Raw genomic sequence first — 24,333 nt, forward strand, 5'->3', positions numbered from 1 at the left:
CGTTGGAGCGTTTCTCGAACCAAGGTCTTGTTGGGTGGACGGGATGTGCGTTCCCTGTCCGGGAAGGCGTCGAAGGATTCGACTGCGCCTTGCGCAGGAGCATCGTGGCCCCGAAAAGGTGTCAAAGGATTCGGATGGCTCAACACTGGCGCCATCAAGCAGGTGCTCATTCGCCTATCGGAGAGTGAGTCTGGACGGGGCAGCGCGGGTGGGTCCATTCTTCCTCTGCAATGAGCAATACCACTCTCCCTGGAGTCGTGAGCAATGGGCAAATTCATGGCAAACGATCGGGTTCTCCGTCTGGCTCTCGCCTTATGTTTGTTGATGGTGCACGCCTCCTGCGCAATGCCCGCAAGCGCCCCTCGAGCAGCGCCCTCCGATTCCAAGGAAGGGCCGGATGTGCAGGTGAGCCAATTGCCAGATGGTAGGCTCCGTCTTGTCTTCCCGCCCCTACCGCTGGAGCCCGCGCTACAACGTTTCTCCGTAGAGGAGGCTCGGCGCGCGCTGATTGAGTTCCGGGAGGCACTGGCCAAGCAACCGCCCAGGATCCTGCGGACGGCTTCGTTCTCGGGATGCTCAGGTTCGAGAGGGTCTACACCTTGGGAGCAATCCCTGCGCGAACAGTTCATCGCTCGCTACGGCACTCCGATGGTTCCCCTACCTGATTGCCTGGAAGAGAGTGCCCTGTTCATGGCCCTACGCCTGTCCCCTCGGTATATGCCAGCCGGTGTGCGCGAGGCCGCTCAGGAACTCTTCAAGGATCCGGTCTTCCTCGCGGGAGTTGCAACTGCTCTGGTCGTCTATCTCATCTCGTGGATAGCACCTGAGCCCATCTTCACGAAGGGCTTCGCCATGGCCGTCACGGTGCTGCTGGCCTCCGTCTTCACCATCGCGGAGATCGTCCATGCCGGTGTTGTCGCCTGGAACCTGTACCAGGACACCCAGGGCAGCCGCACGCTGGAGGAAATCGAGGCCGCGGCAGAGCGGTTTGGCAAGGCGATGGGCAGTGTGGGGTTCCGGATATTGGTGACGGTGGCGAGCTGGGGCGTGGCCAAGGTGCTACCGAGAGCTCCTCCAGGCGGGGTCTGGGCATTGCTCAAGCAGCGGCGCTTCGCATTCCAGGGTGGGATGGATCTGCTCGAGGCTGTCTCAGTGCAGGCCACGTCGGTTCAGGCAACGGCGGACGGCACCATGGTGATCGCGGGAGTGTCAGTCGGCAATACGGCACAGGTGTTGCGCAGCGCTTGCACGGACGGCTCGCTCAAGGTGCCAGGCTTCACTTGGCATCACCTCGCTACCAACAAGAATGTGATATCCGACTTGAGAGGTGGCCCTTGGACACCTGTGTTCGAGGCGATCTTCGCACAGGCGGGGATGACCTTGGATGCACTTGAAAACCAAGTCTTCCTGAAGGGCCACGAAGGTCCTCACCCCGAGGAGTATCACGAGGAGATCCACAGGCGGCTCAGGGAGGCCATCAGGGATTGTAAGACCAAGCAACTATGTCGAGCCAAGCTGGTGGATGAGCTGAAACGGATTTCAGATGAGGTCTGCACTCCCGGAACCCGACTCCACCGTCTGGTGACGAAGTCTTGAGGCCAGATCCGAGGATGTTCATGAAGTATTACGATCTACTCAGCAACATGCGCCTCCGTGGGCGCTGGGTCCTCGCGGATCCGGTCGATGAGCACGGCCAAGCGGTCGACCCATGGCAGTTCGACAGGGGTCGGTTGCTCAATCCGCAAGGTAGGCTCGTGCTTCGTCAGGCTCGTCCTGGGAGTGCGCTCGATTTCAGCTTTACCACCCTCACGATCCCGGTGGTTCATGGCCGGGTCGTGTCCCTCTGTGAGCGCCTGGGGCTGCGGGAGCAGGTGCAATTCCTGCCTGCCCAGGTGGAGGGGCAGTCTGAGCCGTACTTCATCCTCAATACGCTTCGCATCATCCGTTGCATTGATGATGCGCGCTGCGAAGAGGTTCGCTACTGGCGTCCGGAGGATGGAGACCCCGACAAGGTGGGGCAATACCGAGTCGTCGCCGGCATGCGCATCGACCCGAGCAAGGTGGGCGATTCCCACATCTTCCGCCCCTGGGGCTGGAGCGTGGCCCTCATCGTCTCTGAGCGCCTCCAAAAAGCCATGGATGAGGAGGGCATCACTGGAACGAAGTTCGTCGAGGTCTCGTAGGCGCAATGTCAGGTGGTGGGCGCCATGGAGTTCGGAGTTATGCGCCAGGTGTCGGAAGACGCGAACGGCTCTTCGAAGCAGCGTCATGGCGAAGGAGTGAGTATCGGAGTCCTGGGGCGGGGGAGGGCGGCGGTACGCAACTCGAGGCGCGGCGGAAGTCGCGCGGCAGGCCCTGGTGGAACGGGGTCCCCATCCGTTGGGACGTGGCGGAGCAGGAGATGGTCGCCATTCTCAAGAAGATGCTGGAGAAGGAAGGTCTTCTCGGCATCGAAGTGGTCTACACCCAGGATGTGAAATGGTAGAAGAACCTTGGAGTACGGCTCCATGATGAAGCCTCAGCATTTCATCCTTCTCATGACGCTTCTTGCGGGTGGTGGCATGAGCACCTCCCAGTCGGGCAGTTCAGCGAGGGATGGAGGGACTGCTTCCTCTGAACCCGCCGCTACGAGCACGGATGGAGGAATGGTGATCGTCCAGCCCAGCAACCCAGGAGGGGATGGGGGGCGCATTCTGCCTCAGCCCAGCAACTCAGGCGCAGATGGGGGCATAGTGGCTCGACCTCCCATCATCGCGGAGGGGATTGAATGGCCCGATGATGTGCGCTCGCTGGCCACGTTGGATGGTCCCGCTGTCCTCGCTGCTCATGCCGCGTTGCAACGGTTGCTGGCAAGCTTTCCGAAGGAATACGCGGGAGACTGCTCGTACTCCGCCAGAGCCATGGAAGTTACTGTCGGCCAGTCGGGTGGTCTGTATTTTGTCGAAATCAACCGGCGTGTGGATAAGTGCGGATGGGCAGTCCCTGGTTTCGATCCTTCGCTCCACTGGTTCGAATTGTATGCCGTATCACCAGACGGGAAGGTGCTGGCGCGCTATCCATACAACCCATAGGTGGTGGACGTTGTGTCAGTCGAGGAAGCGCCTGGCCCAATGAATAGCTTCTTCCTGGGTGAAGCCTTCGACGCGGAACCTGGGGTCGTTGAAGGGCTTGTCGAGCCAGGGCTCCAGCACGCGGCCGAACTCGTGGTAGGCGGGGAGCGCATCGCCTTGGGTGAGATCCCCGGCTTCGGGCCAATCCCCCGGTGTCACGACGGCCCGTGTCCCGTCGATGGCCTGCACGGCCGTCTCAGGTGATTGCAGGCGGGAGCGAAGTGCGGGCACACCGCCCAGCGCCTGAAGAACCGGAGGGCCCAGGAAGTTGATCCAGTGAACACCGTCCACGCGCGTGCCCATCCAGGCGGGAGTAGATCCGTGATTGAGACTGATTCCCGGGTGGCGAAGGAGCTCGGTGCGGATTCGGGGGGGTGAAGAACACGTCCCCAATGAGAGAGTCGAAGCTCAGCCCCGCATGGCCACTGGCGAAGTGAAGGCCCGAAGCCAGGTCGAGCATCAGCTCCCTCACCGCAGAGGGCCCGCGCTCCTCGATGTACTCGGTAGGCAGTGTGCCTTCGAGGTAGCTCACGTCGTAGTCGGAAGGGCTCCGGTCGCGGGACGGTATACGCGCCGAGTAGGTGAGTTTGAAGCCAGAGAGCCTGTCGTACCCATTGCCCAGGTGAATCCACGTCTCGTTGCCGCTCTTCTCCATCTCCCTGAAACGGTACGGGTCGGCACAATCCTCGGCGTAGCGGAAGAGGCGTTCGGGTAGCAGTAACTGGCGAATGTGTTTCCAACGATCTTCGGAAAGAGGGCCTTGAGTGTAGGAGCCGAAGGCGCAGGAGTTGATGGTGTCAGGTCCTTCGCCAACAGCTTTCATATAGCAGTCGAAGGCGTGGGATACCCCGGCGGCAAGGTCCGGGTGGTCATGCGGCATGCAGAAGGCGAAATGAATCACCTCCCTCGCCAGGAGGCGCTCACCGGCCTCCTTCTCGGGAGGGTAGACACCGCGGGGGCGAATTCGGGGATAGTGCTGCGTCATAGGGGAGAGGGCCTACATGCCGTGACGGGGCAGGATGCTCGCTGGCCCGGGTAGGGCGGCGCTCTGTCCTCTATTGGATCGGCTTGTTCTTGAAGGCATGAAGGATGTCCTCGTGGGTCGTTCCTTCCCTGAGCTCGATGCTGCGATTGTATCCCTCATCGAACAGCAGCAAAGGTTTGGCTTCGGGAGGAAGCATCGAGTGGTACCAGCGTGCAAACTCAGCGCAATCGCGCAGCGCTCCGTTGTAAATGATGGTCGAACCCTCGCTGTTGAGGGAACCATCAATCGTCGAGTTTGCCATCTCGAATTGAAAGTCGATGGCTCGAAATCCATCTGAACTCGACGCAGGTCTGACTTTGGTCAGTGGCCATCTTGATTGCAGTAGCTCGATGAATTGATGGACTGAAATGCTCCACCCTTCGCGGGCCATCAGGAAGTAGTCCATGTGCCATCCCACAGTGCTTGAGCTCCTCTCCGGACCTACCGCGCGCTGTCCTTGGGTGCGCGGAAGGCGTGCATGTGGGCCATCTCGTCGTTCATGGCGGCATCGATCATCGCCTGTCGCAGCGTGGGCACGGGCCAGTGGTTGGGCGCCGCGCTCTTCCAGTCCGCGTAGGTGGCTCGTTCTTCCTCCAGCAGCTCCGTGGCCTGCAGCAGGCGCGCGGAGTCCTCCAGCTCGGTCGCGGCCTTCTTCATGAGCGACAGGCCCACGAGCCGCTCGACGACGGAGGACTCATCGGAGATGCGCGAGCCGATGCGCCAGAGGGCTTCGCCCAGACGCTGGCGCTCGGCGGGCGTGAGCGCGTTCCGCGAAGCCTCGGTGCGGCGCTGGAGCAGCACGGGCACGGGGCTGACCAGTGCGCTGACGGCGAGGCCGTACGCGTGGTCCTTCGGTTGGGAGACCCCGGTGGCCTCGAGGTGGCCGAGCGCGTACCGGTAGAGCGAGAGGAACGCGGTCTGGCGCCAATCCGGGAGCTGGGAGAGTGCCTCGAGCTCCTGGAGCTCCCGTGGAGTGAAGGGGGCCTTGGTGTCGGTCCCCTCCAGCAGGAGCAGGGCGCGAAGCAGCATGGACTCCGGGTGTCTGGCGGACAGGGCGGAGAGGCGGGCGCGCAGGGCGATTCGGGACCGGGCTCGCAGCGCGGCGGGCAGCTTGTCGCGCTCGAGGTACTCGACGGCGGCGACGAGCAGCTCGGGGGGCGCGAGCTCGGGGAACTGCTCGAAGATGGCTCGGGCGCGCGTGGCCTCGGGACTCATGGTGAGGGCGAGCACGAAGCGCTGCTCGGCCGAGAGCTCCCGCTCCCAGGTCTCCTCGGGGCTGGGGCCCGTGGGGCGGGGCTCCGGATCCTCCTCGAGCAAGGGCGAGTTTTTGAAGTCGGGCCGGCCGATGTCATTCCAGGCCTGGATGAAGGCGTCGCGCCAGCCGAGCTCGGGCCGGGTTCGCCTGAGGGCGACGAGTCTCCCCAGCAGGCGTGCCTCGGGGTTCTCGGGAAGGAGCTGACGCAGCGTGAAGAGCTCGCTCTCCGCGCCGTCCAGGTTTCCGGCTTCGAGGGCGTTGCAGGCGCGGACGAAGGGCGAGGGGGATTGTGCGGAGGCCTCGGACGGAGCGGTGGCTGCTCGCGCTTCGAGGCCCACGGACCCGAGTGCGAGGACGAACAGCGCTCGGTACAGGGGGTGCATCAGGCTCCTGGTGCGGCCGAAGGGCGGGAGGGCTCGTGTCATGTGCCCGAGAATAGCCGGGCCCGAGTCCTCCTACGCCGCGGTGTGCTTGCTCCCCGTGAGCCACTCGTTCATCCGCTGTCAGAAACCGGGGCGCTGCTCCTCCTGGAGCGCTTTCATTCCTCCTGTGAGCAGCCCGGCTCGGATAGGGTGTCCTCGTGATGAAGCGGTGTGGCGACAATCAGTGGTGGGTGGATGGCTCCCAGTTGGTCATTCAACGCGAGCGCAAGCGGTCGCGGCTCGTCATCGGCGGTGCCCTCCTGTTCACCGCCGCGGCGTCGGGCGCGTGGCTGGTGGCTCGGCCGGGCCCGTTCCTCCTACCGCTGCTCGTCCTGGTGCTCTCGCTCGCCAACGGCCTGGATCAGTTGCTGGGCGTCCGGCGGATCGTCCTGGAGCGCGGGGCACAGGGTCGGGTCACCTGGGGTTGGGGTCTCGGCATTCCCTTCTTCCAGAGCGAGCGACCGCTCGCGGCGTTCACGCATGTGCGGCTCCTCACCTCGGGAAGCCAGTCCCAACGCGCTCCCCCCGGCAATGTGTCAATCCACGGGCCCGGAGCGACTGCCCTGCCTCTGTCCAGCACCCGTGAAGAAGACGAGGCGCTCGCTCTGGCCGAAGCCGTGGCCCGCCACGTCGGCCTGGGATTGCAGGTGGACGGTGGTCGCGTTCGCTCCTTCGAGGAGACGACCGCTCGCGAGGGCTCCCGGTTCCGCTCGTGGAACCAGGAGCGACCCCCTCGTTCCGAGCCCGTCGCCCTCTCCAGCGAGCCGGGTGCCCCGCCCGAGGCCTCGGAGGATGCGCGCATCCAGGTCGCCGAGCAGGACGGCCGGCTCGTGGTCACGCTGTCTCCTCCCGGGTGGCTCGGGTATGCGTGGCGGTTGGCCCTCGACATCGGCGTGATGGGGGGGGGACTGGTCCCCTGCTACCTGGTGATCGACTCCTTCAGGTCGCTCGGCCTGGGTGTTGTGCTCTCAATGTTGGGGGGAGCGGCGTTCATCCTGGGCATGGGGTTCTTGTCTCTCCGCAAGAACCTGGCGGCGATGCGCACCTCCTGCCGCCTCACCGTGTCGCGGCAGGGCCTGGAGGTGGCATGGGTCGGGGGCGAGGCCCGGGAGCCAGTCCGCATCGCCGCGCACCTCATCCGCGACATCGACGTGCGCGCGCACCTGCGTGACGGTGGGCAGGGCCCTCGTCGCATGCTCGTCATCGAGCGGGAGGATGGGGAACTGCTCGCGCTCGGAGAGGATCTGCCTCGCGAGGCGCTGGCGGGATTGGCGGGACGGCTGCGCCGGCGATTGGCCGAGGTGCTCGAGGCCCGTCGCCAAGAGCGAGGAGATGAATCACGGCAGGCGCAGGTGCGGCGGTCACCGGCGATGGAGCGATGACGCGGCGCCGCGCATCCGGCCTCATCTGGACCAGACGAGCGCCAACTCGAGCTCGATGGCCTCGAAAGGGATGGCGCGGACCCGTTCGTCTCCGGCGAAGGAGTCGGCCAGGAGCCAGTGTCGCCCCTCGAGCCGGAAGACCTCGAGCGTGTGGGCCAGCGGATCCACGAGCCACACGTGCCGCACGCCTTCACGGGCGTAGATGCGCATCTTCGGGCCCTTGTTCCTCTGCCGCGTGCGCTCGGAGAGCACCTCGCACACCCAGTCCGGGGCGAGGTCGTAGTGCGCCGGGGCCTCATCCCCTCCAACTGCGTCGGGCAGGCGTTCGCGCCGCCAGCCGGCGAGGTCGGGCACGAGCTTGTCCGGACGCGGGCCGAGGTGGATCTCCGGCTTGTCGAGGATGACCCACCCGCCCGGTCCTCCTCTTCCGAATTTGAAGGGGACCCCGATGATGCTGCCGAGGTTCGTGGCCACATTGGCATGAGGGCGGGCCGGGTGAGGGCTGAGGTGCAGCTCGCCGTCGAGGATCTCCGCCACCATCTCCGGAGGAGCCGCTTGGAAGGCCGCCTCGACGGACGGGTCGTTGCGCTCGGTGGACTCGGACTCGGGAGGGCGTCGGGTTGCCATGAGGGAAGATTTCCGCATGACCCGCGCCTCGTGCAATCCCGAGACCGGATTGCCCGCGCGCTGGGTTCAGAGGTTCACGGAGGGACGGAGCGCGGTTCGCTGATGCCTCACATGTCAGACTGGCATGCAATCGCCTCGGAGGGGGAGCGGCCCTGGAGCAGGTAGACCCCTCCTGCTCGCGGCGTCACGACCTGAACCCTCGGAGGCTTGGAACTTGGATACCCCTGGACGCAGATTCGGAAGGGCCGTGGTCATCGGCGGCAGCATGGCGGGGCTCTTGAGCGCGCGGGTGCTCTCGGACCACTTCGAGCAGGTCATCCTCCTGGAGCGGGATCCGCGGCCGGATGGGCCCCAGCCTCGAAAGGGAGTCCCTCAGGGCCCGCACCTCCATGTCTTGTTGGACACGGGCCGGCGGCTCCTGGACGGGTTCTTCCCCGGCCTCTTCCAGCATCTGCAAGAGCAGGGCGCCGAGCTCATCGACTCGAGCGGGGAGCTCGCCTGGCACCACTTCGACGTCTGGAAGGCGCGCTACACCGGCGGCATTCCCTTGCTGCTGTGCACCCGCACCTTCCTGGAGTGGCACGTCCTGCGCCGCGTGGTGGCGCTGCCCAACGTCGAGCTGCGCGAAGGGTGCTCCGCCGAGCGGCTGCTCACGGACTCGGCCCGGCAGCGCATCACGGGAGTCCAGCTGAAGGGGCCCGCGGGCGAGGCGCCGCTGCAGGCCGATCTGGTCGTGGACGCCAGTGGCCGGGGCTCGCGAGCGCCTCAGTGGCTCGAGGCGCTGGGCTATGGTCGTCCCGAGGAGGAGCAGGTGGGCGTCGATCTCGCCTACACCTCCCGCCTCTACGAGCCCCCCGCGAGCTTCCAGGGCGAGTGGAAGGCCCTCATGCAATACCCGAGTCCGCCATCCACCTGGCGCTCGGGCTTCATCTCGAGCGTGGAGGGCGGACGGTGGCTCGTCACCCTCAACGGCTACTTCGGAGACCACGCCCCTACCGAGCCCGAGGGCTTCCTCGAGTTCGCCCGCTCACTGCCCCGGCCGGACCTCCATGCCTACCTGCGAGACGCGAAGCCGCTGGGCCCGATCTCCACCCATAAGGTGAAGGACACCCGCTGGCGGCACTACGAGCACATGGCGCGCTTCCCGGAGGGACTGGTGATCCTCGGCGACGCCGTGTGCGCCTTCAATCCCATCTTCGGCCAGGGCATGTCCGTGGCGGGCCTGGGCGCGGAGCTGCTCCACGAGTGCCTCCGCGAGCAGACCCGGCGCTCGCCCGGGAGGCTCGAGGGACTGGCCTGGCGCTTCCGCAAGCGGCTGCCCGGAGTCATCCGCCAGCCGTGGCTCATGAGCACCAGCCTGGATCTGCAATACCCGCAGGCCACCGGCAGGCGCAGGTCCGGTCTGGGCCTCGTGCATTGGTACATCCGGCGGATGCTGGAGCGGACCTCGCGAGACGCCGCCGTCCACCACCAGTTCAACCGCGTCCTTCATCTCCAGTCCGGGCTGGGCGCCATTCTCCAGCCATCCGTGGCCCTGTCGGTGCTGGCGCATGGGGCCCAGGCGCTCTTCGTCCCCCTCCGGGAGCGGGCGAACACGGACACCCTGCCTCCTCCCCCGGAGGCGCGGCGCTCGTAGGTTCCGCGGGGAGCTCGGAGTCCGCCGCTGAGAGTTCCTAGGGCGTGGACTGGGCCGGAGACTCGAGCCTCCGACGGAGCTCCGCGTGGGTCACCGAGGGCGTGCCGTCGGGGCCCACATGGGTGTGTCCATCCTCCGCATAGAGCGCGGGGCGCCAGTACAGCGTCCGCAGGGCGTGGAGGTGCGGATAGACGATGGACGCCTCGGGGTTGAGCTCGCGCAGGTGCTTGCGCAGGAGCGGGGCGAACTTCGGGCTCATCGCCGGGAAGATGTGGTGCTCCTGGTGGTAGCTGAAGTTGAGGTGGATGAAATCCATCACCGGGTGGGTGTCCACGCTGGCCGTGTTCACGAAGGGGTTGTCGGTGTCCTGGGAGGCCGGCAGGAGCCAGTGGTTGGTGGCGATGTAGATCATCAGCGTGATGTTGCTGAAGACATGGGGGAGGATGAGCGCATAGAGCGCGCCCCGAGGCCCCATGGCCCAGCCCAGCGTGCCCCAGCCGAGCGCGAGGAGCACCGTGAGGATCCGCTCCCGGGCACGATGCATGCGCACCTGCTGGAACTGGGGCTGGTTGCAGTGATGCCACAGGAAGGCCTGGCCCTGGGCGGTGAAGAAGAGGCCGAAGCTGATGTAGCTGAGCCAGGAGCCCGAGCCCGGTGAGATCGCGTGGAACACCTTGGCGAACCACTGGGTGCGCCACTCGCGCTGGCGCGGGAGGATGTCCGGATCCCGGACATGGATGTTGGCCGCGCTATGATGCGCCTGGACGTGCCAAGCGCGCCAGTTGCCGGGGGTCACCAGCCACGGGCTGAAGCCGATCCAGCCGATGAGGTCCTCGAGCACCTTGCTGCGGAACACGGAGTGGTGCAGCGCCTCATGGGCGGCGAAGCCCACGGTGACGAGCATCTGCCCGAGCGTGAATGAGATGAGGAGGCACGCCCACCAGGGCAGCTGCCCGCTCCCCGCCGCCCACACCAGGGCGATCATCACGGGTGCCAGCGCGAGCGCGATGACCCCGCGCAGGGGTTGAGGCTTGAAGGCTTCCGGAGGCATCGCGCTTCGCAGCTCGGTGCGGAGCCGCCGGAAGTCATCGACCGGGATGCGGGTCGTCGGGAGGGTGGAGGAGCTCATGCGTTCATCCAATCTGGAGGTGTCTCAGGTCATGGGTCGGGCGAGGCCACCCTCGAGCAACATCCGGAGGCGCCCCGCCCCGTCGATCGCCGCGACGCTGCCGCACTGAAGGACGTCCCCCTCCAGGCGCGGGGCAAGGGCCTTCAGGGAGAGGCGGAGCGGCGCGCCGTCCTTCCCTTCCAGCAGGCCCCGGTCGAATGTGGCCCGCCGGAACCGGATGGGCGCGAACACGGCGCTCGACACCCCTTCCACGTGCATCGCGCTCAGCCGCAAGGCCGCGTCCAGGACGAGCGCGGGGACGGCGCGCCCCGCCTGCTGTGGCGCCGCCGGCAGGCCGAGCCGCGCGAAGCGGGCTGTCCGCTCCAGCCGGATCTCCTCCAGGCAGTCGAACATCTTCCGCAGCTCGATGGGGCCCCCGACAGCACAATGGGGATCCCGGACGGTCAAGCCGCTCCCCGAAGGCGTGGCCGCCTCCAGCTGCGGCGTGACCCGGGGGGGCTCCGCCGTCAACGTGAAGCGGGCTTCGGCGTAGACGAGATCTCGCTCGAGCACCACCCCGGAGGCATGGACGATGTCGCCGGTCAGCTTGACCTGCACGCAATGGCGGTCGGGCTCGGCGGCCAGTTGGGTGCACTCGGCGCGCAGCTGCTGCCGTCCCCCTGGCTTGACGCGAATGAAGCGCGAGAACTGGACGTCCTCGATGGTGATGGTGCGCAGCTCCGGCCGGCCATCGCCGAGCGCGGCTTGCAGCATCAGGTCCAATGCCCAGGCTCCGGGCAGCGTGGGCGTGCCGCGGACGAGGTGGTCCTCGAGGCAGGGGACGCTCGCCGCGTCGACCACGAGCTCACGCCGCACGGGCCAGTCCGTGCTCGGAGGTGGCGCCTGCGGGGGCAGCAGCTCCAGCCCGTAGTACGCACGCTCGCTCTCGGTGAGCTGCACGTTGATCGGCTCGCGCGGCCGGCCCTCGATGAGCTGGAGGAAGAGCGCCTCGCCCTCCTCGGCGCGGATCCCCCGCAACCGGCGGCTGGCCCCGAGCACGCGGTACTCCGAGCCGCGCGTCATCCCGATACCGTCCCAGGCCAACCATCCCACGCTGCACCAGCGGACCTCCTGGCTGGCCTCGCTGACCCAGGCGCAGAGTCGATCCAATGCCTCGTTGGCCGCCCCGTAGTCCGCTTGTCCGTCATTGCCAATGAAGCTGAAGGCGGAGGTGAGGACATGGAAGGGCACCGGTCGCGCGAAGCGGCTCGCGCAGGCCTCGCGGAGGTTCCGGAGTCCGAGCAGCTTGGTGTCCAGGTTGATTCGGAGCTCGGCGAGGCGTCGGCGGTTCAGCTTCTTGGAGGTCTGGGTGCCCGCACCGTGGACCACCAGGTCCAGGCGTCCGTGCTCGTGGGCGAGCTCCTGAATTACCCGCTCCACCGCCTCGGGCCGGGTCACGTCCGCGACCCGATAGACCATCTGGCCGGGGAGCCGCGCGAGCCCCTCGAGCGTGGTCCGCAGCTCTCGCGCGGCCAGGTAGCGCTCGAAGCGTTTGCGCAGCTCGGGCATCCGGGCGGTGCGGTCGTTGGCCAGCTCGGAGGCGTAGAACTCCCGTTCCACGTGCGGGAGCTCCTCGTCGCGCGCCTGGAGCACGCGTTCGGGGGCCTCTTCCGGATCGCTCCGGCCGATGAGCACGACCTTGCACCCGTACCGCTTCAGGAGTGCTCCGGCGAGGACCGCGGTCACGCCTCGGCCGCCGCCCGTGAGCAGGACCACCGAGCCCGAGTCGAGCGTGGGCGCGGGGTCCGCCGTGACATCCGTCGGCCGGAGGCGGCGAACGCAGCGCCGTGCTCCATCGAAGCAGACCTCGATTGAGGGTTCGCCGTCGTCCTCGGAGCCGAGCGCGGTGGCGACGAGCTCGAGCGCCGCCGGGAGCGTGAGCGCGGAGGTGGAGATCGCTCGAACGTTTCGGGCTGGGATCTCGCGTCCGATGGACTTGAGCATGCCCGCGAACAGCCCGGTCACCGGGTGCAAGGTCCTGCGCGTGCCGACTCCGCCGATGCACAGGCTCGCCAGCTCGACCTCACCGGCGGTCAGGCGATCGTAGGCGCGCCGCGCGGTGAGGAAGAGCAGCTCCAGCGCCTCGTGGTGCAGGGCAGTGTCGGAGATCACCTCGGATTCGCCTGCTCCGGGTTCGAGCCGGCAGACCGCGAGGATGACCTGCGGTTCGAAGCCGAGCGCGTCGAGGCCGGCCTCCGCGGTCTCCTCTCGTGTGAGGTTGACGCCGCGGAGCCGCCCCATGGGTCCGGAAGTCCCCGCGTAGACGATGAGGTGCTCGGGCCCGCACAGTGCGTCGGCCTGGGACGCGAGCTCGCGAGCCAGTGTCTCGTCCTGCGCGATGAACAGCACGCGCCGGCCACGCAGGTGCGAGGGCTGGACCGACCGGGCGGGGCGCTCGACGAGCACGGGCGCGTGGTACCGGATCGGCGCCGTATGGTCGAAGCCTCCGGATGACTCGCCCTCCTGTGCCGTCCGCAGCTCCTGGACCTCCGCGGGAGGGGTGGCGGTGGGTCGGACGGTCTCCGTGGGCAGGACTTGGAGCTCGAGCCGAGCGCCGGTCGCTGCGTCCGGGTGGAAGAGCAGCGTGGTGGCGCGCCCCTTCGTGGCGGCCATCACCGACCGGAGGACCTCCAGGCTCTCGCGGGCCGAGTGTGGCGGAAGCTCGAGGCGTGGCCCGGTGCTCCTCCGCTCATCGGCCGACATCCCGAGGTGGCACAGCGGCTTCAAGCCCAGCTTCTCTGCCTTCGCGGCCGTGGTGACCGCCAGCATCGCCACACCCTCGGCCGGCTGGGCCGGGCTCAGGTCCTCTCCCGGCCGGCGGACGTGCGTGCTGCCCACGAGCACCAGCTCGAACCCGCTCTCCAGCAGTCCTCGCGAGGCCCGGAGCGCCCCGGCCAGCGAGGTGGCTCCCGCGTCGACCACGAAGTTGGGGCCCTTGACGTCCAGCGCACCCGCGACGCGTCCCGGCGTGACGTTGGGCATCATTCCCTGGAGTGTGTAGGGGCCGGATGGACGGATGGCTCCCGTCACCGTGTCGTAGAGGCGATCCGCCAGTGGCAGGACGGCGGCGAGCTCCGGAGCACGCTGGACGAGCTCGCGGAGCCGGCGCCGCGTGGAGGAGGCCAGCACGCGCTGGGTGGCCTCTACGCCGCGGCGGGTCTTCCCCTCGAGTCCGAGAACGATGGCGGTGCTCGAGCGCAGCGTGTCGAAGGCGCCGAGCTTCTGGACGAGCGAGCTCGCGACGGCGAGTCCGAGGCTCTGGGTCGGATCCATGTCCTCGGCGATGTCCGGTAGGAGGCGCACCGAGGAGGGCAGGCGGATGGCGCCGGTGTCGAAGCGTGCTCCCACCTCGGCTGGCACTCCCGCCACCGGAACACCCCGCGCGTCCGGGAACAGCCCCTCCGCGGCGACCACCACGAGCCCGCTCACCGTGGGCGGAGAGACCCTGGGCCGAGCCGTGGGCGGGGCGCCGCGGTACTCCTCGAGCACCAGGTGTGCATTGGTGCCTCCAAAGCCGAAGCCACTCGTGGCGGCCCGGCGGGGATGCTCTCCGTTCTCCGGCCAGGGCTGCTCGCGCGTGCTCACCTCGAAGTTCGAGCCGAGCGCCCGCAGCTCGGAGCCGGGCTGGTCGAAGTTGGACTGCCGCGGGAAGAGCCGGTGTTCGAGGGCCTTGCACAGCTTGATGACCGAGGCGGCGCCCGCGGCCCAGCCGACATGGCCGATCAATGCCTTGACGCTGGCGAGCTGGATGCCGCTGCGCTTGCCGCCGAAGACCCGCGCAATCGACTTGAGCTCGGTGGCATCCCCGGCCGGTGTGGCCGTCCCGTGCGCCTCGATGTACTGGACGGTGGAAGGCTCGATGTGGGCCGCCGCGTAGCACGCCTCCATCGCGGCCACCTGCCCATCCGAGCGCGGGACATTCGCCGAGCTGCTCCGTCCGTCGCTGGAGAGGCCTGCGCCGCGGATGAGGGCGTGGACCCGGAGTCCGGACGCGACCGCGTCCGACAGGCGCATCAGGCCGACCACGCCCGCGCCCTCCCCGAAGATGACGCCATCCGCTCGCTCGTCGAAGGGTCGACTGCCGGTGGCGGAGAGACCCTTGAACTGGGAGAAGAGGCAGCTGTTGCCGGGGCCAGGAGAGAAGACCCCTCCGGCCAGGACGAGGTCGGCCTCGCCGAGCTCGAGCGCCTTCATCCCCAGCGCGATGGCGTAGAGGGAGGATGCGCAGGCGGCGTCGAGCAGCATCGTGGGGACGCCGCGCCCGACCACGTCCGTCACCACCGACTGGAGGGTGGGGTGCGGAGCCAGCTCCGCGGACCGGGACTCGAGTCCGAAGACCGCCCGCGCCGCGCGAGCGAGCGAGGCGATTTCAGGGCCGTTCTCTCCTCGCGCGCGCAGGAGGGCCTCCCCGGCTTCCAGGCAGAGTGCGGCGTCGTACTCGGCGGACCCATCCGCCGTGGCACCGAGCAGACACTGGATGCGCCCGGACGAGCGCGCGGCGGTCGCCTCCAGGCCGGACATGGTCTGCGAGAGCGCGATCGCCAGCAGCTTCTGCTCCCGGACGTAGCGCTGGAAGCGGGCCGGGTCGAGTCCGGGCGGCGGAACCAGGTCCGTGTCCGTCACGTGCCCCGTGAGCAGCGTATAGGTGCGATCGGGTGTACCCGCGGGGCCCATGAAGTCCGTGACCAGCTCGGGGTGGAGCAGGCCCGGGTCGACGATGCCGCTGATGCCCTGGCGGATGTTCTGCCAGTACGTCTCCGGATCCCTGGCGCCGCCAGGAAGGATGCACCCGAGGGACACCACTGCAATCGCGGTGTCCGCGTCGGCCAGTGAGGTGGCACCACTGATGGGAGGCGGGGTCGCCGGGAGCGTGTCACCGATGACGGTCACCCCGATGGAGGTGTCCGAGGGGAGGATGCGCTGGACGATGCGCGCCAGCCGCCCGTCCGTCCCGCAGTCCACGAAGCGGTTGCAGCCCGCGCGCACCAGCGTCTCCACCGCGCCGGAGAAATCGAAGGGACGCACCAGATGGGCGGCGAGCGCATCCGCCAGCTCGTCGTGCCCGCCGGTATACACGCGCCGTTCGATCGGCGAGTAGATGAGCGCCTGCGGCGGGTGCACGGGCATGCCGTCGAGCATGGCGCGAAACGCGTCCGCGGCTGGCGTCATGCAACGGTGGTGGAAGGGGTAGCGGCTGGGGACGAACGTCAGCCCCTGCCCACGGCTCTCCAGGAGCATGCGGAGCTGCTCGAGCTCCGCGCGCGAGCCAGCGACCACGGTCTGGCGGGAATGGTTGCGGCCGGCGATCTCCAGACTCCGGGCACCGCAGTCCGCGATGGCCCGGGCGGTCTCCGCCTCACCGAGGGCGATGGCCGCGAGGGTCCCGGCATCATCCGGTATCGTTTGGAGCGCCTGGATGCGCCGGCAGACCACCTCGGCCCCCGTGCGCAGGTCGAGTGCCCCGGCCGCGGTCATGGCGGCGATCTCCCCGAAGCTGTGCCCCACGAACACGTCCGGACGCATGTCATGCTGCTGCAGCCACCGGGCGCCGAGCACACCGGACAGGAAGATGCCGAGCTGGTCGAGCTGCGGAGCGTCCGCGAGCACATGCCGGACAGCGGCTGCGTCGTGGGCCGCGAGCAGCGGAGCCACGTCGAACCCGAGCGCTCGGCACGCGTCCGCGACGGTCGTGAACTCCTCACGCAGCTCTGGATGCAGCGCCTTCAGCTGGACGAAGAGCTCGGGTTTGAACGAGCCCTGTCCGGCGAAGAGGAAGGCCGTGGCGCCGGGTGGCAGCTGCGGCTCGCGTGCGGGCATCGGCGGACGGGACGGGGACGCCGCGGGTGGCACCGGCGCGGTGTCCACCAGCCGGGAAGTGCCGAGCGAGGCCGGGTCCGCCAGGAGGGTCTTCGCCAGCTGCCGGAGCGCCTCCGGGAACAGCTCGTTGATGACGGTGGTGCCTCCGCGCAACACGCGGTCCCGGAAGCTCTGGGGGGCCTCGGGCTCGTGGATGCGCGTCATCGCCTCGAGGCAGTGCTGGAAGGACTCGGGGAACGGGCAGAGGGTGCCGTGTGCCTTGTCGGCGCACAGGACGGTCTGATACCCGCAGGCCACCGGTGTGCCATCGCTCTTCAGGGTCCGGAAGCAGAAGCGCAACGAGACCTCGCCCCGCTCCTCGATCGACGTCAGCACCACGAGCCGGTCGCCCAGGGCCGCGGGGGCCAGGTTGCGCGAATAGCCCTCATAGGTGAGCAGGAGCACCTGCTCGAAGTCGCGCCGGAACTCCGGCACCTCGAAGAAATGCGGGCTGAAGAGCAGGTGCTCGCGGCCGGCGCACTGGAACTTGAAGTTGGTGAGGAAGTGATGGCTCCCGTACGCCATCGTGTCGTCGAAATGGATGTCGTACGGGACAGCGAAGAAGCCCATGGCAGGTGGCTCCGGTGGGAAGCTCAGGGCTCGCGGGCGAGGAGCGCTCGCACGTCGTACCCGTGGGTGTGATGGCGAGCCGGGTTGCTCGGGCGCCGTTCCTTCGTCTCGGTGGCGACCGGCAACAGCCCGTCCACGGTCCCGGAGAGCCCGGCGTCCACCACCCAGATGGCCCCGTTCACGCGCTGGGTCTTCGGCCCCAGCAGGAGCTCGGTCACGTCGGCGACGTCCTCGGCGGTGCACAGCTGCCCGCCGGGCGTGGCCGCCTCCCAGCGCGCGATGCGTCCGGCCGCGTCGGGGAACATCTCGAGGAGCTCACCGTGCACCGGCCCCGCGGACACGCAGTTGGTGCGGATTCCCTCGGGAGCCAGCTCCGCGGCCAGGTAACGCGTGAGCGACTCGACGCCCGCCTTCACCACGCCCTGGCATCCCAGGTCGTGCATGTACCGCTGGGACATGGAGGTGGACATCGTCACGATGCTGCCGCCGCCGCGCCTGGCCATCAGCGGCCGTGCGCGCATCGCGCACTCGTAGGTGCCGGTGATGCAGGTGCGGAATGCCTTGTCCCAGTCGCGCGGGGTGATCCGATCGAAGGGCCCGATGAGGCCGTTGGACGCATTGCACACCAGGAAGTCGAGCCCACCGAACTGCTCCGCGATGGTGGAGAACATCCGCTCCAGGTGCTCCTCGTGGGCGACGGAGCCCCACAGGTGGATCGCCTTCCCGCCGTCGGCGAGGATCTCCCGCGTGGTCTTCTCTCCTTCATCCCGGGAGTGGAACGAGTTCACCAGCACGATCGCGCCAGCCCTGGCGAGGCGGGTGGCGATGACCTTGCCGATGCCCTTCCCGGAGCCCGTCACGAGCGCGATCTTCCCTGCGAAGGGCAGGACTGGCTGCGGCGAGACCGGAGATGGTGAGGGCCGCACGGGTGCGCTCGCCTCTCGCGAGGGGGCCGCTGAGGTGGTCGGCCTGCCCATCTGTGCGCGGGCCGCTTCGCAGATGGCGGCGATGGTCCGCAGTCGCTGGGACGGAGCCGGGCCCTTGTCCAGGCCCAGTTCCTTGGTGAGCACGGCCAGCACCTCGGCCTGCTTCACGGAGTCGATCCCGAGCTCGTCCTCCAGGTCCGCCTGCGGGGTCAGGAGCTCCTCGGGGTAGCGAGTCACCTGCGCGAACACGGCGCGCACACGCTGCTCGAGGTTCGGCATGGCCCTCGGGCCCGGCGGCGCCGCGAGTATGGGTGACGAGGCTGGCGTCCCCCATGTACTGGGGACCGGTGAGGCGCCAGGCGCCGGCACGGTGCTGGCCGCCGGTGTCTGTGGCTGGCTCGAGCCCGCGAGCAGCCGGGTCACCGTGTCCGCGATCGCGCCGAGCGTTCGGGCCTTCCCGCTCCGGGGCAGAAGTTCGGCGGGGAGCTTGAACTCGCGTCCGACCACCGCGGCGATCTCGGCGAGCTTCACTGAATCGATACCGAGCTCGTCCTCGAGCTGTGCGTCCACCGTGAGGATGTCCAGCGGGTACCGGGTGACGGACGCGGCGCAACGGCGAACCCGCTCCAGGACGTTCGCCGCCGTATCGGCGCCCTGCTGTGTGGGAAGAGATGGCATTCCGGCCCCTCGCTTTTCAGACCTGCACCGTGGTGACGGTGCTCCATGGGTGACGGCGTGCTGATCTGCACCATGGGTCTGACATCGCCTGCTTCCGGACTCAGAGGCTCACGGAGAGCGAGGGCGCGCAGCTCGGGGGGTGATATGTGTCACCAGCTCACATCGACATCGAAGTCCCGTCCGCTGCGCAGCGTCACCGTGACGGTGGGGTTGACCCCCGTCCTGCGCAGGCCCCCCTCCAGGAGTCCGGCGATGAGATCGGGCTTGGCGTCCGGGTCGTTCCGGATGGAGACGCGGTACTGGCGCCAGCCGAGCGGCAGCACCCTCACGTCGTAGCGGAAGGTGTCGAGCGCCAGGAGGTTGGGGATGCGCGCGATGAGGCGATCCGGGCCGAGCATGGGCAGGCTCATGTCCACCACCTTGCCCATCCACGTCTGCAGGAAGCCCGCGCACAGCTGGAGGCCCAGCTCACGGTAGGCGGACTCGCGATCCCACCCCGGGTAGCAGTGGCGCCAGGCCACCTCGAGCGCCGCGTTCCAGACTTCGATGGGGTAGAGGGCCTTGGGCTCGCGCAGGTCGTAGCCACACGCCTTCAATGAGTCCGCGAAGGCCCCGCCCGCCTTGAGCGAGCGGATGAACAGCCCCTCGAAGAAGCTGCCCTGTGTGGCGCGACCGGAGAAGGAGTGCTGCATGGTGTCCGTGCCGACGGCATCAGCCTATCAGGAGCGCGTCTTCTCCGACCATAGACCCCGGGTGATGCAGCACTCGCCTGGCGGCTCGGGGGATGCGCTAGTGCGCCGAGCACTTCACCGGGCCGCGCGAGGCCTGGAAGAAGTAGGAGTAGAGGTCCGGCGTGAGCGAGAAGTTGCACGCGTTCACGTCCTGGGGGTCCAGGTCGGGATGGCTCTGGATGTAGCGGGCGACGTAGTCGCGCACGCCATCCGCCGAGGTCCAGAGCACCTTGCCCTCCTTGAACATGGAGTAGCCGCCACCGCCGCTGGCCCGGTAGTTGTTGATGGCGATGCGGAAGACCTGGTCATCGCGGACGTCCGCGCCCTGGAAGCGCAGGTGGGTGAGGCGCGAGCCCGCGGGCTTCGTGAGGTCGAACCCGTAGTCGATGTGAGAGTAGAGGTCCCAGTTGTAGTTCTGCACGCTGCTCACCTTGGCCGACTCCGGGTTGGAGGCGTCGGGCGGGGCGCTGGGGTTCCACTGCGCGAAGTACCCGGCGTTCAGCTCCAGTGCTCGGCGCAGGATGGAGCCGTTGATCTCCATCACATACAGCGTGTTGTCGTAGACGTAGATGCTGTAGGCATCGCGCAAGGTGATGTTGCCCGCGGGCAGCATGCCGTCGTCGGTGAAGAGGGCGGCGAGCGAGAAGTCCACCGGGTGGCCGTTCTCCTCGGCGGCCTGCTCCTGCACGGTGTTGATGAGGTCGGCCAGGGCGCTGTCCACGTAGCGGGCGGCGTAGCCTCCGGGGAAGGCCGCGCGGGTGGTGCCGAGCTTCGCGCTCACGTACGTCAGCGTCTGGTCATGGTAGCCCTGCACGAGCTGGGTCACCTGCGCGTCCTGCGCCACGGAGTCGTTCACCTCGCGCAGCTGGGAGTCCTTGCCCTCCACCTTCCAGTGGCCGTCCTGGTGGACGAGCGAGAGGTCCACCTGGCCCAGGTGACTGCCCCAGCGGTTGGGCTGGATGAGCAGCACGTCCTGACCTCCGGCGTTCCTGAGCAGCATCTTGGGGATGGGCTGGTGCGTGTGGCCGGTGAGCAGCACGTCGATGCCTTCGATCTGCTGGGCGATCTGCACGGCCTGGTTCTCCCCGGGCAGGTTGCCGCGGTCGGCCCACTTCGAGGCATCGGCGTAGTCGACCAGCCAGGAGGCCGGGTTGGAGGCACTGCCGGTGGGCTGCTTGTCCGGGCCGCTGTGGATGGCCACCACCACCACGTCCGCGCCCGCCTGCCGCATCTTCGGCACGTACTTCCGGGCCGTCTCCAGCGGATCCTCGAAGCGCAGCCCGGGGATGTTCTCCGCGCGCTCCCACGTGGACACGCCCGGCGTCACCAGGCCGAGGATTCCCACCTTCACCCCGCACACGTCCTTGAGCAGGTAGGGGGTGAAGGCCTCGCTCCCATCCGCGCTCTTGCGGACGTTGGCGCCGAGCACGGGGAAGCCCACCTCGCTCTTGAACTTGGAGAGGACGCCGAGGCCGTAGTTGAACTCGTGGTTGCCGAGCGCCATGGCGTCATAGCGCAGCTCGTTCATCGCCACGGCCATGGGATGCTGGGGCGCGTTGTCTACCAGGGCGTAATAGGTGCCCAGGGGCGTGCCCTGGATGGTGTCGCCCGTGTCAATGAGCAGGGTGCAGTCGGGGTTCTCCGCCCGGGCCTGCTTGACGAGCGTGGCCACCTTGGACAGGCCGCGTTTGGCGTCCGGCTTTCCGGTGAAGTAGTCCCAGGGGAAGAGGTTGGTATGCAGGTCGCTGGTCTGTAGCAGCCTCAGCGTGCGCGGAGACGTGTCCACGGGCGGCTCGGTGTCACCGCATGCGGTGAGCTGGAGCAGCGCGCAGGCGCTCAGCAGGGAGAGCACGGACGCGCGACGATTCCTCATCGGGGAACGCGGATGCATGGAGGGGTCCTCGGGGTAAGGGGTGGATGCCGGGAAGCCGTTCCCGGGCGGGCCCCTCCTACGAGGCACCGTGAGTCATTGCAATCCGGACGAACGGGGCAGGGGACGGCCGGTGAGGCAGGTTGTCTCCCAGACGTCCTCGACTCCACACCTGTGCTGGCGGTGCACATCCTGGAGGTCTAGCCGAGAGGTCTGGCCGCAAGGGAAAGGAGATGGAGTCATGGCGGGAAAGAGGGTTGCCTGTGTCGTAGGACACGATTTCGAGGATTCCGAGCTGCGCATTCCGTACGACCGGCTGCGGGGAGGCGGCCACGAGGTCGTGCTCATCGGGAAGAAGAAGGGGGAGGTGCTGGAGGGCAAGCGAGGCAAGGAGAAGTTCCAGATGGACCTGGGCATCGACGACGCCCGTGTGGAGGACTTCGACATGCTCCTCATTCCCGGTGGCTACTCCCCGGACAACCTGCGCGCGGACGAGCGCTTCGTGCGCTTCGTGAAGGAGTTCGATGACCGGGGCAAGCTCATCGCGGCGGTGTGCCACGGCCCGCAACTCCTGATGGCGGCGCGCGTGGTGGAGGGCCGCACCCTGACGGCGTGGAAGACGATACAGGCTGACCTGGAGTTGGCCGGCATCCGCGTGAAGGACGAGGCGGTGGTGCGCGACGCCAACTTCATTACCAGCCGTCAGCCGGATGACCTGGAGGACTTCAGCCGTGCCATCCTCGAGGACCTGCGCACCGAGCGCGCCGGCGCTCGCGAGGGGGCCGGGGTGCCGGTGAGCTGACCGCTTCCCTCCACGGCCTTCGTCAGGTGCTCGCCCGCGGAAAGGTCAACCGCAGGTGGGCACCTCGTGCTGCCGGCAGGAACTCGGCGTGAGCCCGGTGGGCCCGGGCGACGAGCGCGACCAGGGACAGTCCGATTCCGTGCCCGGGGTGCTGTGCCCGTGCGGTAGGCGAACGGTAGAAGGGTTCGAAGACTCGCACCGAGTCTTCGTGCGCGATTCCCGGTCCCTCATCCCTGACATCCAGGAGCGTCGCCTCGGCGGTTTCCTGGATGCTCACGCGGACGGGCCTCTTCCCCGAGAACTTGAGCGCGTTGTCCACCGCGTTGTCGATGAGCTGCCGCAAGAGGTGGGCGTCGCCCCGGACGAGCCCCGTCCCCTCCGCCTCGACGCTGATGCGGCCCCGCTCTCCTTCGGGGAGCGAGAGCACCACATCCTCGGCGACCTCGGACAGGCTGACGGTTTCGACCAGCTCGAGCGTGCCTCGCGCCCCTTCCGCGAGCACGAGCAGCCGCTCCACGAGCGTACCGAGTGAGGTCACCGTCCGGTGGAGTCTCGCGAGCGCGGCGGTCGTGTCCGGCGGGTGCGCGTTCTCCGCCTGGAGCTCGAGCTCGACCCGGAGCGTCGCCAGGGGAGTCCGAAGCTCGTGTGCGGCGTTGGCCGCGAAGCGACGCGACTGGTCCAGCGACTCCTGCAGGCGCCCGAGCAGGTCCACCAGCGCGGTGCGCACGGCATTCACTTCGGCATACCGGGCTGGAGTGCCGAGCGGGGCGGGGAGGGGAGTCCCGGGCTCGATCCGGGCGAGCGACTCGCTCAGCTCGGTGAGTGGGCGGGCCGCCCAGCGCGCCATGCGACGGCTCATCGCGAGGCTCATGAGCACGGCACCCGCCGCGGCCACGAGCGCCGCACTCGTCAACCAGCCTCGGATGAGGGCGACGCTCTCGAGGCGTTGCTCGGCGACGGCCAGCCGTCCGTTCACCGCCTCGCCGCAGCGCCGCAGCGCTTCTTCTCCCGGAGCCGGAGACCAGGCGCACCCGGTTCGCGCGTCGATGTCCGGTGAGCCTCCGAGCCGCCTGTTTCCCGCGAACAGGGTGATGCGAATGCCGGCGCTCCTGAGCTCCGACTGCTCGTGGTCCGCCTCCTGGCCGGCCCTGGCGTCGTCGAGCCCGGTGCCCTCGTCCAGCAGGTGCAGCGCGGCGCTCCCCAAGCGACGGTCCTCGGCCGCCAACAACATGCGGTCCGCGAGGATGCCGGTGGCCCCGGCGGCCAGGGCACTGCTCGCGAGGGCGACTCCCAGCATGGTGCGGGAGACCCTGCGCACCAGGGTGTCGCGCGGAGGCGTGCCGCTACCCGTTTCCAAGGCTGTACCCCGCTCCGCGAAGCGTGCGGACCACGTCCTCGCCCAGCTTGCGACGGATCCGGCCGATGAGGACCTCCAGGCTGCTCACCGCCCCGCTCGTGGTGTCACCCCAGATGGACTCCAGGAGCTCGTCGCGGCTCACGACGCGGTCCCGGCGTGACGCCAGTGTCTCGAGGATGCTCCACTCCCTCGTGGTGATGGGAACCTGATGGTTCGCGCGAAACGCCTCCCGCTTCCCGAAGTCGAGCACCACGTCCGCGAGCTGTACCCGGACCGTGCTCACCCGTTCGCGCCGGCGTCCCAGTGCACGCACGCGGGCCCGGAGCTCCGCGATGGCGAAGGGCTTGCCAAGGAAGTCATCCGCTCCCGCGTCGAGGCCTTCCACCCGCTCGTCCACCCGGTTGTGCGCCGTGAGGATGAGGATGGGCGTGTGGAAGCCGTCCCGCCGCAGCTCCCGGCACAGCGAGAGCCCCGAGCCATCTGGGAGCCCCACGTCGAGCACGATGACGTCCACCTCCTCCAGGAGGGCCGACCGGGCCTGCTCCACGTCCGCGGCCTGACGAATGACATGGCCGTCCCTCTCGAGGGCCTGGGCGACAAGGGCTCGGAGCTCCTGATGGTCGTCGACGACGAGGACGCGCATGGCAGGTCGAGGGTTGGATACCACGGGGGACTGAGCGACAGCGAGGTGGCTCCCAGGTGCCGTTCAGCCGCCGTTTACCCGCGGCATTCATAGTGGGGGCATGTCTTCCGGGTGCAGGATTCGACAGCGGCCCAGGTCTCGCCTGGCTGCTCTCTCGCTGGTCGTGGCCGCGACGGGATGCGCCACCTCTCCCTATGACCGGGCGTGGGTCTCTCGAGAGCTCGCGTCCGTCGCCGCGCCCCTCGGGCCAGAAGCTTCCGAGGGTCCTTCCCTTCC

The 24,333-nt window shown here is 68.2% G+C and carries 17 protein-coding genes and 1 pseudogene; 6 read left to right on the top strand and 12 right to left on the bottom strand.

Annotated features, from left to right (window positions below):
* Nucleotides 1-264 precede the first annotated feature (264 nt).
* The 3 genes from DAT35_RS41975 to DAT35_RS61325 all read left to right on the top strand — a co-directional run bounded on the left by DAT35_RS41975 (nt 265) and on the right by DAT35_RS61325 (nt 3,071).
* Entirely contained in the window at nt 265-1,596 is a 1,332-nt protein-coding gene (locus tag DAT35_RS41975; protein ID WP_108074934.1) for an AHH domain-containing protein, read from the top strand.
* A gap of 20 nt (nt 1,597-1,616) precedes the next feature.
* Entirely contained in the window at nt 1,617-2,183 is a 567-nt protein-coding gene (locus tag DAT35_RS41980; protein WP_233262028.1) for an imm11 family protein, read from the top strand.
* Nucleotides 2,184-2,507: 324 nt separating this feature from the next.
* A complete protein-coding gene (locus DAT35_RS61325) occupies nt 2,508-3,071 on the top strand; it encodes a hypothetical protein (RefSeq protein WP_233262029.1) in 564 nt (187 codons plus the stop codon).
* A gap of 15 nt (nt 3,072-3,086) precedes the next feature.
* Here the strand turns inward: DAT35_RS61325 and DAT35_RS61955 are convergent, their stop codons facing one another.
* The 4 genes and pseudogenes from DAT35_RS61955 to DAT35_RS42005 form a co-directional block, all read right to left on the bottom strand.
* Nucleotides 3,087-3,503, bottom strand: a complete 417-nt coding sequence (locus DAT35_RS61955; protein WP_108074935.1) for a type VI immunity family protein — start codon at nt 3,501-3,503, stop codon at nt 3,087-3,089.
* A 64-nt stretch (nt 3,504-3,567) separates the two neighbouring features.
* Nucleotides 3,568-4,095, bottom strand: a pseudogene (locus tag DAT35_RS62520) (hypothetical protein); the annotation flags it as partial.
* 70 nt (nt 4,096-4,165) lie between these two features.
* Nucleotides 4,166-4,540, bottom strand: a complete 375-nt coding sequence (locus DAT35_RS58485) for a hypothetical protein (RefSeq protein ID WP_146210103.1) — start codon at nt 4,538-4,540, stop codon at nt 4,166-4,168.
* Nucleotides 4,541-4,575: 35 nt separating this feature from the next.
* The gene (locus DAT35_RS42005; protein ID WP_158502115.1) at nt 4,576-5,772 is read right to left on the bottom strand and encodes a hypothetical protein; all 1,197 of its coding nucleotides are present in this window, start codon (nt 5,770-5,772) and stop codon (nt 4,576-4,578) included.
* 197 nt (nt 5,773-5,969) lie between these two features.
* Here DAT35_RS42005 and DAT35_RS42010 point away from each other — a divergent pair, with 197 nt between their 5' ends.
* Nucleotides 5,970-7,193, top strand: coding sequence for a hypothetical protein (locus DAT35_RS42010; protein ID WP_158502116.1), 1,224 nt, complete (start codon nt 5,970-5,972; stop codon nt 7,191-7,193).
* Between the two features lie 21 nt (nt 7,194-7,214).
* Here DAT35_RS42010 and DAT35_RS42015 read toward each other — a convergent pair whose 3' ends face one another.
* Nucleotides 7,215-7,820, bottom strand: coding sequence for a Uma2 family endonuclease (locus DAT35_RS42015; RefSeq protein WP_108074940.1), 606 nt, complete (start codon nt 7,818-7,820; stop codon nt 7,215-7,217).
* Between the two features lie 214 nt (nt 7,821-8,034).
* On the opposite strand from DAT35_RS42015, the gene DAT35_RS42020 reads away from it, so the two are divergent.
* Nucleotides 8,035-9,456, top strand: coding sequence for an NAD(P)/FAD-dependent oxidoreductase (locus tag DAT35_RS42020; protein ID WP_108074941.1), 1,422 nt, complete (start codon nt 8,035-8,037; stop codon nt 9,454-9,456).
* Nucleotides 9,457-9,493: 37 nt separating this feature from the next.
* Here the strand turns inward: DAT35_RS42020 and DAT35_RS42025 are convergent, their stop codons facing one another.
* The 5 genes from DAT35_RS42025 to DAT35_RS42045 form a co-directional block, all read right to left on the bottom strand.
* Complete coding sequence (locus DAT35_RS42025) at nt 9,494-10,585, bottom strand: fatty acid desaturase (protein ID WP_108074942.1); 1,092 nt, start codon at nt 10,583-10,585, stop codon at nt 9,494-9,496.
* A gap of 24 nt (nt 10,586-10,609) precedes the next feature.
* Nucleotides 10,610-17,050 (bottom strand): type I polyketide synthase, encoded by a 6,441-nt coding sequence (locus DAT35_RS42030; protein WP_108074943.1) that lies wholly within the window; start codon nt 17,048-17,050, stop codon nt 10,610-10,612.
* Between the two features lie 23 nt (nt 17,051-17,073).
* Nucleotides 17,074-18,654, bottom strand: coding sequence for an SDR family oxidoreductase (locus DAT35_RS42035; RefSeq protein WP_108074944.1), 1,581 nt, complete (start codon nt 18,652-18,654; stop codon nt 17,074-17,076).
* A 149-nt stretch (nt 18,655-18,803) separates the two neighbouring features.
* Nucleotides 18,804-19,346: a DUF2378 family protein gene (locus DAT35_RS42040; protein ID WP_108074945.1), complete on the bottom strand. Its 543-nt coding sequence runs from the start codon at nt 19,344-19,346 to the stop codon at nt 18,804-18,806.
* A 97-nt stretch (nt 19,347-19,443) separates the two neighbouring features.
* The gene (locus DAT35_RS42045; RefSeq protein WP_108074946.1) at nt 19,444-21,276 is read right to left on the bottom strand and encodes a bifunctional UDP-sugar hydrolase/5'-nucleotidase; all 1,833 of its coding nucleotides are present in this window, start codon (nt 21,274-21,276) and stop codon (nt 19,444-19,446) included.
* A gap of 220 nt (nt 21,277-21,496) precedes the next feature.
* Between DAT35_RS42045 and DAT35_RS42050 the strand changes: the two genes are divergently transcribed.
* The gene (locus DAT35_RS42050; RefSeq protein WP_108074947.1) at nt 21,497-22,057 is read left to right on the top strand and encodes a type 1 glutamine amidotransferase domain-containing protein; all 561 of its coding nucleotides are present in this window, start codon (nt 21,497-21,499) and stop codon (nt 22,055-22,057) included.
* Nucleotides 22,058-22,079: 22 nt separating this feature from the next.
* Here the strand turns inward: DAT35_RS42050 and DAT35_RS42055 are convergent, their stop codons facing one another.
* Together DAT35_RS42055 and DAT35_RS42060 are read right to left on the bottom strand one after the other, a co-directional pair.
* Nucleotides 22,080-23,414 carry a HAMP domain-containing sensor histidine kinase gene (locus DAT35_RS42055; RefSeq protein ID WP_146210104.1) on the bottom strand — a complete coding sequence of 445 codons (1,335 nt, stop codon included), beginning with the start codon at nt 23,412-23,414 and terminating at the stop codon, nt 22,080-22,082.
* Complete coding sequence (locus DAT35_RS42060; protein ID WP_108074949.1) at nt 23,401-24,057, bottom strand: response regulator transcription factor; 657 nt, start codon at nt 24,055-24,057, stop codon at nt 23,401-23,403. Before DAT35_RS42060 ends, DAT35_RS42055 begins: the two co-directional genes overlap by 14 nt.
* Between the last annotated feature and the right edge of the window lie 276 nt (nt 24,058-24,333).

The organism is Vitiosangium sp. GDMCC 1.1324 (assembly GCF_003044305.1).
Taxonomy (GTDB): Bacteria; Myxococcota; Myxococcia; order Myxococcales; family Myxococcaceae; genus Archangium.